The 14,416-nt window shown below is 67.4% G+C and carries 14 protein-coding genes (1 of these 14 only partly in view); 10 read left to right on the forward strand and 4 right to left on the reverse strand.

Annotated features, from left to right (window positions below):
* Together ACSQ24_RS23845 and ACSQ24_RS23850 are read left to right on the forward strand one after the other, a co-directional pair.
* On the forward strand, positions 1–972 hold the 3' portion of the coding sequence (locus tag ACSQ24_RS23845) for an acetolactate synthase large subunit (protein ID WP_436097083.1). 684 nt of this gene lie to the left of the window's left edge; 972 of the gene's 1,656 nt are visible here — the last part of the coding sequence; its start codon lies off the left edge, out of view; the stop codon is at positions 970–972.
* 25 nt (positions 973–997) lie between these two features.
* Positions 998–2,380, forward strand: a complete 1,383-nt coding sequence (locus ACSQ24_RS23850) for an aldehyde dehydrogenase family protein (RefSeq protein WP_436097084.1) — start codon at positions 998–1,000, stop codon at positions 2,378–2,380.
* 8 nt (positions 2,381–2,388) lie between these two features.
* Here the strand turns inward: ACSQ24_RS23850 and ACSQ24_RS23855 are convergent, their stop codons facing one another.
* The 4 genes from ACSQ24_RS23855 to ACSQ24_RS23870 are packed head-to-tail and all read right to left on the reverse strand — an operon-like array spanning position 2,389 to position 7,045.
* Entirely contained in the window at positions 2,389–3,012 is a 624-nt protein-coding gene (locus tag ACSQ24_RS23855) for an SCO family protein (RefSeq protein WP_436097085.1), read from the reverse strand.
* Between the two features lie 32 nt (positions 3,013–3,044).
* Positions 3,045–4,103, reverse strand: coding sequence for a L,D-transpeptidase family protein (locus tag ACSQ24_RS23860; protein ID WP_436097086.1), 1,059 nt, complete (start codon positions 4,101–4,103; stop codon positions 3,045–3,047).
* Between the two features lie 8 nt (positions 4,104–4,111).
* Entirely contained in the window at positions 4,112–4,738 is a 627-nt protein-coding gene (locus ACSQ24_RS23865; protein ID WP_436097087.1) for a methyltransferase family protein, read from the reverse strand.
* A gap of 12 nt (positions 4,739–4,750) precedes the next feature.
* On the reverse strand, positions 4,751–7,045 hold the full coding sequence (locus tag ACSQ24_RS23870) for a heavy metal translocating P-type ATPase (RefSeq protein ID WP_436097088.1): 2,295 nt from the start codon (positions 7,043–7,045) through the stop codon (positions 4,751–4,753).
* A gap of 105 nt (positions 7,046–7,150) precedes the next feature.
* Between ACSQ24_RS23870 and ACSQ24_RS23875 the strand changes: the two genes are divergently transcribed.
* The 8 genes from ACSQ24_RS23875 (at position 7,151) to ACSQ24_RS23910 (ending at position 14,407) form a co-directional block, all read left to right on the forward strand.
* Positions 7,151–7,570 (forward strand): MerR family transcriptional regulator, encoded by a 420-nt coding sequence (locus ACSQ24_RS23875; protein ID WP_436097957.1) that lies wholly within the window; start codon positions 7,151–7,153, stop codon positions 7,568–7,570.
* Between the two features lie 88 nt (positions 7,571–7,658).
* Positions 7,659–8,027, forward strand: a complete 369-nt coding sequence (locus ACSQ24_RS23880; RefSeq protein ID WP_436097089.1) for a hypothetical protein — start codon at positions 7,659–7,661, stop codon at positions 8,025–8,027.
* Positions 8,028–8,208: 181 nt separating this feature from the next.
* Positions 8,209–8,727, forward strand: coding sequence for a YcnI family copper-binding membrane protein (locus tag ACSQ24_RS23885; protein ID WP_436097090.1), 519 nt, complete (start codon positions 8,209–8,211; stop codon positions 8,725–8,727).
* A gap of 41 nt (positions 8,728–8,768) precedes the next feature.
* Positions 8,769–10,355 carry a copper resistance CopC/CopD family protein gene (locus tag ACSQ24_RS23890; RefSeq protein ID WP_436097091.1) on the forward strand — a complete coding sequence of 529 codons (1,587 nt, stop codon included), beginning with the start codon at positions 8,769–8,771 and terminating at the stop codon, positions 10,353–10,355.
* A gap of 34 nt (positions 10,356–10,389) precedes the next feature.
* The gene (locus ACSQ24_RS23895) at positions 10,390–10,866 is read left to right on the forward strand and encodes a copper chaperone PCu(A)C (RefSeq protein WP_436097092.1); all 477 of its coding nucleotides are present in this window, start codon (positions 10,390–10,392) and stop codon (positions 10,864–10,866) included.
* Positions 10,867–11,024: 158 nt separating this feature from the next.
* Positions 11,025–11,939 (forward strand): dihydrodipicolinate synthase family protein, encoded by a 915-nt coding sequence (locus tag ACSQ24_RS23900; RefSeq protein ID WP_436097958.1) that lies wholly within the window; start codon positions 11,025–11,027, stop codon positions 11,937–11,939.
* The gene (locus ACSQ24_RS23905) at positions 11,939–13,108 is read left to right on the forward strand and encodes a mandelate racemase/muconate lactonizing enzyme family protein (RefSeq protein WP_436097093.1); all 1,170 of its coding nucleotides are present in this window, start codon (positions 11,939–11,941) and stop codon (positions 13,106–13,108) included. Before ACSQ24_RS23900 ends, ACSQ24_RS23905 begins: the two co-directional genes overlap by 1 nt.
* 27 nt (positions 13,109–13,135) lie before the next feature.
* On the forward strand, positions 13,136–14,407 hold the full coding sequence (locus tag ACSQ24_RS23910) for an ABC transporter substrate-binding protein (protein ID WP_436097094.1): 1,272 nt from the start codon (positions 13,136–13,138) through the stop codon (positions 14,405–14,407).
* Positions 14,408–14,416 lie beyond the last annotated feature (9 nt).

Below are 14,416 nucleotides of genomic sequence, written 5' to 3' on the forward strand. Positions count from 1 at the left end.
TTCTTCAACACCCAGATGGGCAAGGGCGCCGTCACAGGCGGCTCGAACCTCTATATGGGCACCGCCGCTTTGTCCGAAGGCGACTATGTCCACCAGGCGATCGACCGGGCCGACCTGATCATCGCGATCGGCCACGACACGATCGAGAAGCCGCCCTTCCTGATGCGGAACGCCGGCGGGCCGAAGGTCATCCATGTCGGCTACCAGTCGGCGACGGTCGAGCAGGTCTATCATCCCGATGCCGAGGTGATCGGCGATATCGGCGCGACCGTCGCGGCGCTGGCCGACCGGCTCGGCGGCCGGCTGGAAGCCGATCCGGTCATGCTGGAGTTGCGCCAGAAGATCCTCGCCCATCTCAACGACCGTGCCGAGGAGGATCGCTTCCCGGTCACGCCGCAGCGCATCGTCCACGATATCCGCGCGGTGATGCCGGAGGACGGCGTCGTCTGCCTCGACAACGGCATGTACAAGATCTGGTTCGGGCGGAATTACCGCACCCATGTCGCCAACACGCTGCTGCTCGACAATGCGCTGGCGACGATGGGGGCCGGCCTGCCATCGGCGATGATGGCGGCGATGCTCTATCCCGAGCGCCGGGTGATGGCGGTCTGCGGCGATGGCGGCTTCATGATGAACAGCCAGGAGATGGAGACCGCCGTCCGCCTCGGCCTCAACCTCGTCGTCGTCGTCCTCAACGACAACGCCTATGGCATGATCCGCTGGAAGCAGGCGGTCGACGGCTTTGCCGATTACGGGATGAGCTTCGGCAATCCCGATTTCGTCGCCTATGCGAAGGCCTATGGCGCCAAGGGTTCGCGCATCGGCTCGGCCGCCGAGCTGGTGCCGACGCTGGAAGCCGCCTTTGCTGGTGGCGGCGTCCATCTCGTCGAGGTGCCGATCGATTATTCGGAGAATACCCGCGTGCTCGTCGAGGAGTTGCGCAACAAGACGCCGGATATCGAGTTGGCCTGATACGGACCAAGCGAAGGAGGCCACCATGCTGCAGGTCGTGCAGGCGTTCGATCGTGCGCCGATCGAGGAGATCGCCACCGACGATGCGGCGGCGCTCGAGGCCAAGCTTCAGGCCGCCGACAAGGTCTTCCGCGATCGCGACAGCTGGCTGAAGCCGCATGAGCGGATCGCGATCCTGCGCAAGCTCGGCGAATTGCTGGCCGGCAAGCGCGACCATTTCGCCCGCCAGATCGCGCGCGAGGGCGGCAAGCCGCTGGCCGATGCGATCATCGAGACGACGCGCGCCATCGACGGCATTCACAACGCCGCCGACGAACTCAGGAACTTCGCCGGGCGCGAGATCCCGATGGGGCTGACACCCGCGGCTGCGGGTCGCTGGGCCTTCACCACCAAGGAGCCGATCGGCGTTGTCGCGGCGATCTCGGCCTTCAACCACCCGCTTAACCTGATCGTCCACCAGGTCGCACCGGCGATCGCCGTGGGCTGCCCGGTCATCATCAAGCCGGCGAGCACGACGCCGCTCTGCTGCCGCGACTTCATCGCGCTGGTGCACGAGGCCGGCCTGCCGGAAGCCTGGTGCCAGATGTTCCTGCCGGAGACGAACGAGCTCGCCGAAGCGCTCGCCACCGACCGGCGCGTCGCCTTCCTGAGCTTCATCGGCTCGGCCAAGGTCGGCTGGTACCTGCATTCCAAGCTGGCGCATGGCGCGCGCTCGGCGCTGGAGCATGGCGGAGCGGCGCCGGCCATCGTCGACCGCAGCGCCGATCTCGACCGGATCATCGAGCCGCTGGTCAAGGGCGGCTACTACCATGCCGGCCAGGTCTGCGTGTCGACGCAGCGCATCTTCGTACATCAGGAGATCGCCGATGCCTTCACCGAGCGGCTGGTGGCGCGCGTCGCCAAGCTGCGCACCGGCGATCCCACCCTGAAGGAGACCGAGGTCGGGCCGCTGATCCTGCCCAAGGAGGCCGACCGGGTCGCGAGTTGGATCGATGAGGCGGTGAAGGGCGGCGCCAAGCTCGCGCTCGGCGGCAAGCGCCTCTCCGAGACGACGCTGGAGCCGGCGGTGCTGCTCGACCCCGCCGCCGACGCCAAGGTCTCGCAGCTCGAGGTCTTCGGCCCGCTGGTCTGCGTCTACCGCTACAGCAAGCTCGATGACGCCATCGCACAGGCCAACTCGCTGCCCGTCGCCTTCCAGGGCAGCGTCTTCGCGCAGGACATCGATGTCGCCCTGCATGCCGCCGAGCGGCTCGACGCTTCGGCGGTGATGGTCAACGACCCGACCGCCTTCCGCACCGACTGGATGCCCTTTGCCGGCCGCAAGGAGTCCGGCTACGGCACCGGCGGCATCCCCTACACCATGCGCGACATGACGCAGGAGAAGATGATCCTGCTGAACCGGCGCTGAGGCGATCCTCAGCGCTTGAGCAGGAGCCTGACCTTGGCGAGCGCCGAGTCCTGCTCCTCGTGATAGTCGATCAGGCTGCGGAAGCGGCCTTCCGCGTCCATCAGATAGACCGAGGCGGTGTGGTCCATGGTGTAGCCATCCGCGGTCGGGAGCCGCTTGGCGTAGGCCTTGTAGGCCTTCAGCGCCGCATCGACCTCGGCCTGAGTGCCGGAGAGCCCGACGATGCGCGGATCGAAGGACTGCAGATAGAGCGCCAGCTGCGCCGGCGTGTCGCGCTCGGGATCGACGGTGACGAAGAGCACATTGAGCTTGTCGGCGTCGGCGCCAAGCTTGCCGAGCAGAGTGGTGAGCTCGAACAGCGTGGTCGGGCAGACCTCCGGACAATGGGTGAAGCCGAAGAAGACCAGTGTCGGCTTGCCCTGATAGTCGGCCTGCGTGACCTTTCGGCCGGTATGGTCGGTCGATGTGAACGGTCCGCCGACATCGGCCAGCGGGGTCGACACGGCTGCGCTAGAGCCCGGCCGGCCCGGCCCGTCGACACGCCACCAGCCGAGCAGGATCGCGCCAGCGGCAAAGGCGACGAGGGCGACTGCAGTCCAGGCGCCGTAACGGATGATTTTGAGGATCGACATGGCGCTCTGTCTGGCCGCCGGCCTCGCAGAGGTCAACGCGGCGTAATCGACCCGGTCGCCGTCGCCTGCTGCGGCTCATCGTCGCCACCGCCATAAGGATCGGCCAGCGCCGCCTGCGGCGCGCTGATCTCGACCTTGCCGGCGACCATGGTCTGCATCCGCTCCGGCCCGACATTGCGCAGGAGCTTGCGGAAGCTCTGGTGCATGCCGCCATCCATCAGCGCATAGCTCATCGCCGGCAGGCTGCCGGTGAGCTCGGCGAGGCGCGCCTCGTCGCGGGCACTGCGGGCCGAGACCTGCGGCTCGACCTCGGGATCGGTCTGATAAGCCGGGCACGGCGCACCAGGCACGAAAGCGGAGGCCTCGCCCGCCGGATTGAAGACATAGCGGCCGCCGCAGGTCGCGAGCCGGGGCGGCTGCCGCGTCGCCTCGAAATGATCCGAGCCTTCCTTGAGATTGCGCCAGAAGGCGATGTTCGGATTGCTGCGATGGCGCGCCATGTTCTCCGGCGTCATCCGGAAGGGGAAGGCCTGGACCTGGAAGCTGCGCTGCCCGCCGGCGAAGGCCTCGCGCGCCATCCCGTAGATCTCGGTGACGCCGTCATCGGTCATGGCGTAGCAGCCGGCCGAGGTGCAGGCGCCATGCACCATCAGGGCCGAACCGGTATAGCCCTGCGCCTTCTCGAGCACATTCGGATAGCCGAGATTGAACGAGAGATAGAACTGCGACTTCGGGTTCATCAGATCCGCCGTCACCGTGTAGAAGCCCTCGGGCGCCTGCCGGTCGCCCTCGCGCTTCTTCGGGCCGAGCTGACCCGACCAGCGGCACATCGGATAGGTCTTGAGCAGGGCGTAACGACCCGAATGGTCGCGCTTCCAGACCTCGAGCTCGCTCTCCTTCTTGTAGATCCGCACGACGATCGGATCGGCCTGACTCATGCCTTTCGCCGACATCTGCGAGACGAGCGCGGCCGGCAAAGGCTGGTTGCCGCGGCCATCACCCTCCATCCCGACACAGGACGAAAGCGCGATGGCGGCGACACCGAGCAGCGCGAAGCGCCGGACATTCTGGAAAAGGGAGTGGACCGACATGCAAGCGACTATCCCGGCTCGGCGCTAACGCTTGGTGAACGGGACGGTCTGCCGGTCACCCCGAGCCAGCGCCGGACACGGGCCTTGTAGGCAAGGTAGGGCTGACCGAGCGAGGCCGCGAGCATGCGCTCCTCGATCGCGACCTGCAGCAGGATCGCGATCAGCAGCGCCAGTGTCAGCGCCGCCTGAACGAGACTCAGCAGGACAGTGGTGAGGCCGACGAAGACGGGATTGCGCGAGATCGCGAACGGGCCGCTATCGACGATCGCGCCCTGCTCGCCTTCGGCCGCGCCAATGCGCCAGGAGGTGCCCATATGGCGCTGTGACAGTAGCGCGACGCAGGCGCCGACGACGACCAGCAGATGGCCGAATACGTCGAACCAGGGCCCGTCGAGCGCCGCCGTCAGCGGATCGTTCCGGACCGGATTGCCGAAGGCGGCGAGCCAGAGCGGCCAGAGCACGGCCCCGGCGAAGGCGAGACGGAAGAGCAGCGCCGACAGCGCCTGCTTCTCCTTGCCCTTGCCGAACAGCCAGATCGGGCGGCCGGCCTCCTTCGCCAGGATCGCCGACATGGCGAGGAAGCTGATGACGTAAACGACGGCCATCAGATAGCTCGCGATCTCCATGCCGGACATTGGCCCGCCTCCTCAGCCGGCCTTGCCGGCGTTGAAGCGCAGCAAGCGCAGCGCGTTCGCGGTGACCAGCACGGTCGCGCCGGTATCGGCGAGGATCGCGACCCAGAGCCCGGTGTAGCCGAGCACGCTGGTGACCAGGAACACCGCCTTCAGGCCGAGCGCGATCACGATATTGGCGCGGATGTTGCCCATTGCCGCCCGCGCCAGCCGGATCATCGCCGCGATGTCGCGCACTCGGCTCTTCAGCACCGCGCCGTCGGCGGTCTCGAGCGCGACGTCCGTCCCCGAGCCCATGGCGACGCCGATAGTGGCGGCGGCCAGCGCCGGGGCATCGTTGATGCCGTCGCCGACCATCATCACCGGGGCCTCGCGCGCGAGTTCCTTGATGGCGGTGACCTTGTCGTCCGGCATCAATTCGGCCTTGTGCTCCAGGCCGAGCGAGCCGGCGATGGCGGCGCCGGTGCGGGCATTGTCGCCGGTCAGCATCACCGAACGGACACCGAGCGCCTTGAGTTCGGCAATGGCGGCAGCGGCATCCTCGCGCGGCTCGTCGCGCAGCGCAATCAGGCCGGCGAGCGCGCCATCGGCGATGACGGCGGCGACGGTCTTGCCGGCGGTTTCGAGCCGCTCGACCGCCTCCAGCGCGGCGGCGTCGAAGCTGGCGCGCTCCCTGGCATGGCGCGGCGCGCCAACGAAGATGTCCACGCTGTCGAGCATGCCCATCACGCCCTTGCCGGCAAGCGCCGCGGCATTGGAGGCGGCACGCACCGGGATCGCATGCGCCTTGGCGCGGGCGATGATGGCGAGCGCCAGCGGATGACTGGAGCCAGTCTCGACGGCGGCGGCGAGCTCGACGACCTTGCGCTCGTCACGGCCGAGGCTGACGACCTCGGTGACGCGCGGCTCGCCCGCAGTCAGCGTGCCGGTCTTGTCGAAGGCGACGATACCGGTGCGCGCCGCAGCCTCGATGACGACACCGCCCTTCAGCAGCAGGCCCTGGCGTGCGCCGGTCGAGAGCGCGGCCGCGATCGAGGCCGGCACCGAGATGACCAATGCGCAGGGGCAGCCGATCAGGAGGAGCGCCAGCGCCCGATAGATCCAGACCGACCAGTCGCCGCCGAAAGCTAGCGGCGGCACCAGCGCGACCAGGATGGCGAGGCCGACGATCGCCGGCATATAGATGCGCGAGAACCGGTCGATGAAGCGCTCGGTCGGCGCCCTCGCCTCCTGCGCCTCCTCGACCAGGCGGATGATGCGGGCGATGGTGTTGTCCTCTGCCGCCTTCTCGACGCGCACGCGCAAAGCCGCCTCGCGATTGACCGAGCCGGCATAGACCTGATCGCCGACGCCCTTGGTCTTCGGCACGGATTCGCCGGTGACCGGGCTCTCGTCGATGCCGGAGACGCCGTCGCTGATCGCGCCATCGGCCGGAATGCGGTCGCCGGGGCGCACCAGCACGATCTGGCCAACCGCAAGCGCGGCCGCGTCGACCTGACGGGTCTCGCCGCTCTCCTCGACGATTGCCGTCTTTGGCACGAGCTCGCCCAACGCCCGGATCGAGGCGCGGGCGCGATCGGCGGCGACGCCTTCGAGCACCTCGCCGACGGCAAAGAGGAAGACGACCAGCGCCGCTTCCTCGGCCGCGCCGATGACGAGCGCGCCGGTCGCGGCGATCGTCATCAGCATCTCGATGGTGAAGGGCTGTCCGACGGCGGCCGCCGCGAAGGCGCGCCGCGCCACCGGCACGACACCGATCACGCAGGCAGCGACGAAGGCCCAGTAGGCGGCCGTCTCCGACAGGGCGAGCTTGGTCAGCCAGGCACCGGCGAGCAGCACACCGGTCGACAGGACGAGCCTGCCCTTGGCGGTCTGGTACCAGGAGACGCCGTCCGGGGTCCGCTCATGGACGTGGCCGGGCAGGCCGTGACCATCGTCGGCGCCGACCTTCGCCTTGCCATGACCGTGATCACGGTCATGCTCATGCGCTTCGCCATGCGCCTTATCCGCCGGCCCGTGGTCATGGCCACAGCCACAGCTCGCCTCAGGCTCGGGAGCCGCCGCGCGTGGCGCGCTCGCCCGCGTCGTCTTATAGCCGAGGCTGGCGACCCGCTTCTCGATCGCGTCGCGTCGGGTCCGGCTCTCGTCGAGAGCGAGCGTCAGCGTCTCCGACATCACCGAGAGGCGCACCTCGGAGACGCCGGGCAGGCGCTCGACCGCGCCGCGAATCTTCGCCGCGCAACTGGCGCAATCCATGCCGCCGACCTTCCAGGACAGCGTTTCCGTTTCGGTCTTGGCGGCCGTGGCCATGCTCTCGTCTCCGCTTGACAGCGTTGCGGGACCACCTACCTACAACCTCTAGCCACTACAGCTTCAAGAGGAAAAATCATGCAGCCGGCGAAAACCCTTGAGCGCGTGGTGCCGATCGGGACGCTGGCGGAGCGGACCGGGGTCAAAGTCGAGACCATCCGCTATTACGAGCAGGTCGGACTGCTGCCGGAGCCCGAGCGCTCCGAGGGCAATCAGCGCCGCTATGGCCGCGCCCATGTCGAGCGGCTCGCCTTCATCAAGCATGCGCGCGATCTCGGCTTCGCCGTCGACAGCATCCGCACCCTGCTGCGGCTTTCGGACACACCCGGCATGGCTTGCGACGAGGCGCATGCGATCTCGGCCGGCCATCTCAAGGAGGTGCGCGACAAGATCGCGCGGCTGCGCTCGCTCGAAGCGGAACTTGCCCGGATCGCGACGGTTTGCTCGGGCGGCGTCGCGGCCTGCGATTGTGCGATCATCGAGGCGCTGGCCGATCACGCCCAGTGCGAGCACCACAACCACTGAGGCATCAACGCAAATTGACCCTGCTCGCAGCCATGCTATCGAAGCGGCAGGAGGACCAGTTTTGTCCGCAGGGCGCCGCAAAGCAGGGATGAGACGCTGGGTCGCGCTGGCCGCGGCCTATCTCGTCGTGCTGCAGGCGATCTTCGCGGGCCTCACCTCCGGCGCCAATGCGGCGAGTTTCAGCCTCGACCGCTCGCTGGCGATGACACTCTGCGCCGGCGGCGACATGCCGATCGGGCAGAGCGATGGTACTGCGGCGGCGCACGAACTCATGAGCTGCTGCATGCTCGGCTGCGCCTTTTCAGGCGCGGGCGCGCCCGCCGCTCCGGCCTCGTTCCTGCTGGTCGTGCATCGCGCTGTCGATCTCGTCGCCTTCCAGCAGCGGCTCGACCTGCCATCCGGCTTCATCGCCGGCCGCTCCCCGGCCAATCCACGCGCGCCGCCCACCAGCCTCTGAGCTGGGTGCTTCCGCGCGCCGCTGTGCCGCGACCAGCATCATCCTGACGGCCGGTAACGGCCTTCCCAGTCCATTCGTTCGCGACGGCAGCCCAGCCGGCTCGCGCGCTCCTTCCAAATCCACGCCGCCTAGCGCGGCTGCGCCGGCCGTGCCGGCGCTCATTCCGCAGGAAATCCTGACGATGAAGTCTCTTTCGCTCGCCGCCCTGGTCGCGGCTTTCGCTGCCGGTCCGGCCTTCGCCCACGTCACCCTCGAAACCCAGCAGGCTCCGGTCGGCTCGACCTACAAAGCGGTGCTGCGCGTGCCGCATGGCTGCAAGGGCGCAGCCACGACCAAGGTCCGCGTCCGCATCCCGGAAGGGGTGATCGCGGTCAAGCCGATGCCCAAGCCGGGCTGGACGCTGGAAACGACCAAGGGCAAGTACGAGAAGCCTTACGACTATTACGGCACGCCAACGGCCGAGGGCGTCACCGAAGTCTCCTGGAGCGGTGGCAAGCTGCTCGACGAGCACTATGACGAGTTCGTGCTGCGCGGCTATCTCACCGCCGACCTCAAGCCGGAGACAACGCTCTACGTGCCGGTGGTGCAGGAATGCGAGGGCGGCGCCGCCGAACGCTGGATCGAGATCCCGGCGGCCGGTAAGTCGGCTGATGATTACAAATTCCCGGCGCCCGGCGTGAAGCTCACGCCGAAGAAGTGAGCGAGCGTGGCCGGGCTCTCCCGCCCGGCCGCCATCCTGCCATGACCCGGCAGCTTCACCTTCTCCTCGTCCTGCTCGGCTTCGCTATCGCCTCACTCGCGACGGCGGGGCAGGCGATGGCGCATGCCGCGCTGACGAAGGCCGTCCCGGCCGACGGCGCGGTGATCGCTGCCGCGCCGGCCGAATTCAGCCTGAGCTTCAGCGAGCCGGTCTCGCCGCTGGTACTGAAGCTGATAGCCCCCGATGGAACGGCCCGCCCACTCGCACGCTTCACGCTCTCGGACCGGACGCTTTCGATCGCGGCGCCAGCCGATCTCGGCCACGGCACGCATGTGCTGAGCTGGCGCATCATCTCCGAGGATGGCCATCCGGTCGGCGGCTCGGTGGTGTTCTCGATCGGTGCGCCAAGTGCGGCTCCGGCCGTGACGACGCAAAGCAAGCCGGCCGTCCGCTTCATGCTCTGGCTTGGCAAGCTCGGGCTCTATCTCGGCCTCGCTTTCGGCATTGGCGGCGCTGCCTTCATCGTCTGGGTCGCGCCTTTGCCTATCCCCGCGCGCGCTCCGATCGCAGGCTTCCTCGCGCTCGGGCTTCTGTCCCTGCCGGTCGCGCTTGCGGCGCAAGGGCTCGATGCGCTGGCGCTCCCGCCCTCCAGCGCCTTGCAAGCGGCCGTCTGGCAAGTAGCCGGCGCGAGCAGCTTTGGCCGCACAGCCCTGGTTGCCGCCCTCGCCCTGCTCGCAGCGCTCGCGGCACTGGTCGCGCCCGGCGCGATCGGCCGCGTACTAGCACTCGCTAGCTGGCTCGGCATCGGGGCTGCCCTAGCCGCGAGCGGCCATGCCAGCGCAGCCGCACCGCAATTGCTGATGCGTCCGGCCGTCTTTCTCCATGCAGTCGCCTTCGCCGGCTGGGCCGGTGCGCTGCTGCCCCTCGCCTTCGCACTGCGCGAGCCTGCGGGAGCGGTTGCGCTGACGCGGTTCTCGGCACGGATTCCGTTTCTGCTGATTGCGCTGCTGCTCAGCGGGACGGTCCTCGCCATCGTGCAGGTCGAGCGGCCGCAGGCCTTGCTCGAAACCGTCTACGGCAATGTCCTCCTCGCCAAGCTCGGCCTTGTCGTGATCTTGGTCGGGCTCGCAAGCTTCAACCGCTACCGGCTGACCGCGAAGGTCGCATCCGGGCAGATCACAGCATCGCAGCAGTTGCGCCGGGTCGTTGCCGCCGAGATCGTCGTGGTGCTCGCCATTCTCGGCACGGCCGCGCTCTGGCGCTTCACGCCGCCATCGCGCGCGCTCATCGCGGCCGCGGCGCAACCGGCAAGTATCCATATCCATACCGAGAAGGCGATGGCGGATGTCAGCGTGACGCCGGGCCGGGCCGGACCCGTGACGATCACCGTCTCGCTGCTCAATGGCGAGTTCGGCCCGCTCAAAGCCAGGGAACTTCGCCTGTCGCTCGCCAATCCCGCCGCCGGCATCGAGCCGATCGAACGGCAAGCCATCAGGCAGGAAGATGGCGACTGGCAGGTCGGCGACCTGACGCTCCCCATCACCGGCCGCTGGACCGTCGAGCTCGAGATTCTGGTCTCGGATTTCGAGATGATTCGCCTCAAAGAGACCGTGGAGATCAGGCCATGAACACGATCGACATTCACAACCGAAGGAGTTTCCGATGACCTCTCGCCTCGCTTCCGCAGCCATCGCCGCCCTGGCGCTCGGCGGCACGGCCCTCGCGCAGGACTACACCGCCGGCCCGCTCAAGATCGAACAGCCCTGGACGCGTGCGACCCCGGCCGGCGCGAAGGTCGCCGGCGGCTATGTCGCGGTCACCAATACCGGAGCCACGCCCGATCGCCTGCTCGGCGGCAGCAGTGACATCGCCGGCAAGGTCGAGATCCACGAGATGGCGGTCAACAACGGCGTGATGACCATGCGCGGCCTGCCCGAGGGCGTCGAGCTCAAGCCTGGCGCCAAGACCGAGCTGAAGCCCGGCGGCTACCACATCATGTTCATGGACCTGAAGCGCCAGCTCAAGGAAGGCGAAAAGGTCAAGGGTACGCTGAGCTTCGAAAAGGCTGGTCCGGTTCCGGTCGAGTTTTCCGTGCAGTCGGTCGGCGCACGCGCCCCGGCTGAAGCGCACAAGCACTAACCGCAGCCAGCCCTTGCCGAATCCGGAAGCCGTCGGGTGAAAGCCCGGCGGCTTTTTTCATGCGCGCTTGACGATCCGCGGCGCGAGAAGTACGGTCCATATTAGAAAACAAATGATCCATAATATGGATCGATAGGAGGAACGCGGTGCTGCAGGGCATGCTCCCAGTGTTGCCGACACCGTTCACCGACGCAGGGGCGATCGATCCCGACGCGATGGTTGGGATCGTCGATTTTGCCGTCGCCTGCGGCGTCGATGGCGTGGTCTTCCCGGGCTTCGCCAGCGAGGTCGATGAGCTCTCGGCGGCAGAGCGGACAGCGCTGCTCAAGGTCGTCGTCAATGGCATCGGCGGGCGGCTGCCGATCGTCGCCGGCGCAAGTGCGCCGACCGCCCTCGAAGCGATCTCGCATTGCCGCGAGGCCCTGGCCAACGGCATCACGCATGTGATGATCCAGGCGCCGAAGAGCGTCGGCACGACGACGGAGGCCGTCTCGGCCTTCTATCGCGAGATCGCCGCTGCCATGCCCGGCATCGAGATCGTCCTGCAGAACGCACCGGCGCCGCGCGGCTCCGACCTCAGGCCCGAGGCGATCCTAGCGATCGTCCGCAACAACCCAGCGATTACCTATGTCAAGGAGGAGACGCTGCCGTCGGGCCTTGCCATCTCGGCGATCGCGGCCGGCAAGCCGGCCCATCTGAAAGGCGTGATCGGCGGAGGCGGGGCGCGCTACCTGATCGACGAGTACAATCGCGGCGCCTGCGGCGCGATGCCGGCGGTCGAGCTTGCCGATGTCCATGTCGCCATGGACCGCGCCTATCGTGCCGGTGACATCGGGCGCGCGCGCGATCTTTATATGCGAACGCTGCCGCTGCTGGTGATCCAGTTCAATTTCCGCATGGCCTTCACCAAGCATGTGCTGACCCGGCGCGGCGTGATGACGAACCAGGTCGTGCGGGCGAAAGTGCCGCCGATGGACGCCCGGGATGTCGCCGAGATCGACGCCTGGCTGGAGGCCTGCGCCGACCTGATGACGGTCGAGGCGCGCGAGCCTGCCCTCACTGGAGGCGTGTGATGGCCGAGCGTGTCGCCCGCGTCGAGGTGTTCTCGATCACCATCCCGCGCGAGACGCCCTATCTCGGCGCGCTGCGCGAGGGCGAGCGCATCAACGATCACGGCTACATCGTCCGCAAGGGCAACCGCACGGTCTATCCAACCGTCGACCGCACCGTGGTGGTCCGGATCGAGACCGCGGGCGGCGCGGTCGGCTGGGGCGAGACCTATGGCATCGTCGCGCCCGGCGCCGCGATGGCGATCATCGACGACCTGCTCGGCCCCTTCGTCGTCGGCCGCGACCCGCGCGACGTCAGCGTCATCCATGACGACCTCTACGATCTGATGCGGGTGCGAGGTTATACCGGCGGCTTCTATCTCGACGCGCTCGCCGCGATCGACATCGCGCTCTGGGACCTGTGCGGCAAGCTTTCCAGCCTGCCCCTGGTCAAGCTGCTCGGCGGCCAGAAGCATGAACGCTTGCCGGCTTACATTTCCGGTTTGCCGAAACCGACACGGGCGGAGCGAGCCGATTTCGCAGCGGAATGGCAGGCGAAGGGCTTCGACAGCTTCAAGTTCGCCGCTCCCGTCGCCGATGACGGCAATGTCGCCGAGATCGAGACCTTGCGCGAAAAGCTCGGTCCAAAGGCTCGCATCGCCTGCGACATGCACTGGGTCCATACCGGCGAGGAGGCCGTCGCAGCGATCTGCGCGATGGAGCCGCACGGGCTCTGGTTCGCCGAGGCGCCGGTGAAGCCGGAGGATCTCGACGGCCTCGCGCATGTCGCCTCGAAGGTCTCGACCCCGGTCGCGGCCGGCGAGGAATGGCGCACCGTCTACGATCTCGTGCCGCGGGTCGCGCGCCGGGCCTGCGCGATCGTACAGCCCGAGATGGGCCATAAGGGCGTGACCGAGTTCATGCGCATCGGGCTCTATGCCCAGGCGCATCATCTCAAGGTGATCCCGCACGCCACGATCGGCATAGGGCTGTTCCTGGCGGCGAGCCTGCACGCGTCGTCGGCGCTTGCCGCGGTCGAGTGCCACGAATTCCAGCATTCGATCTTCGAGCCGAACCGGCGGCTGCTCCAAGGCGACATGGATTGCAGCGACGGCTCCTACCGTTTGCCGAGCGGGCCCGGTCTCGGGGTCGAGCCATCAAAGGAAGCGCTCAAGCTGCTGAAGCGGCTGTAGCGACAACAACCAAGGGAGGAGGAGACCATGACGAGGAAGAGGCTTGCATTATCCGCGGCTGCGCTCACGCTCGCCGCCGGCTTTCTCCCCGGCGCCACAATGGCGCAGGGCAAGGTGCTGAAGTTCGTCTCCTGGCAGAAGGACGAGCGCGGCGTCGGCGACTGGTGGGGCTCGGTGGTCAAGGAGTTCGAGGCGACGCATCCCGGCGTCAAGATCGAATGGACCAAGGTCGAGCGCGGCGCCTATGCCGACACGATGACGACGCTGTTCGCCGGCGGCAAGCCGCCGGACATCGTCCATCTCGCCTCGTTCGAGTTCCAGAAATTCGCCGATAATGGCTGGCTGGAGCCGCTCGACGCTTACATCAAGGAGGCGAAATTCGACCTCAAGGGCTGGGCCGGGCAGGACACCTGCAGCTGGAACAAGCAGACCGTCTGCACGATGATGCTCTATTTCGGCTACATCTTCGCTTACAACGAAGATCTGCTGAAGAAGGAAGGTCTGGCGGTCCCCAAGACCTATGCCGAGTTCCTCGCCGCAGCGCAGAAGCTGACCAAGGACATCAACGGCGACGGCATCGTCGACCAGTTCGGCACCGGCCACGAGACCAAGGGCGGTGGCGGCCAGTATATGAGCGAGATGATGAACTACACGCTCGATGCCGGCGGGCGCTGGACCAATGATGCCGGCAAGGTGACGATCAATACGCCGCAGATGATCGAGGGCCTGTCGCGCTGGAAGACCATCGTCAAGACCAGCCTGACGCCGCGCGACCTGCCGGCCGGCGAGGTCCGCCAGATGTTCGCCGACGGCAAGATCGCCCTGAAGATGGACGGGCCCTGGCTCTACCCGATCATCCAGAAGGGCAAGGCCAAAGACCAGATCAAGCTCGGCATGGTGCCGTTCAATCCGCCGGTCGGTGGCTCCTCCAATGTGCTCGGCATCGCCGCCGATGCGCCCAAGGAGAACAAGAAGCTGGTCTGGGATTTCATCGCGATCGCGACCTCGGACAAGTTCCAGTCGAGCTATGCGACGCTGGGCGCCTCGCCGCCGCCCTCGCCGCGCGCCGATACTTCGACCGCAAGCAAGGACACGCCGCATTTCGACCTCCTGGTGAAGGCGACCAAGGCCGCCGCCGACGCCAAGGTCGACCGGATCCCGAAGGGGCTGGAGCTGCAGTTCAACGAGTTCGCCAAGATGGTCATGGAAGAATCGCAGCGCATGATCATCCAGGACCTCGACCCGAAGACGGTCGCGGCGACCATGCAGAGCAAGGCCGAGGCGCTGCAGAAACAGTAGCTAGTGCGG

This window comes from Allobosea sp. LjRoot237, assembly GCF_964253285.1.
Classification (GTDB): Bacteria; Pseudomonadota; Alphaproteobacteria; order Rhizobiales; family Beijerinckiaceae; genus Allobosea.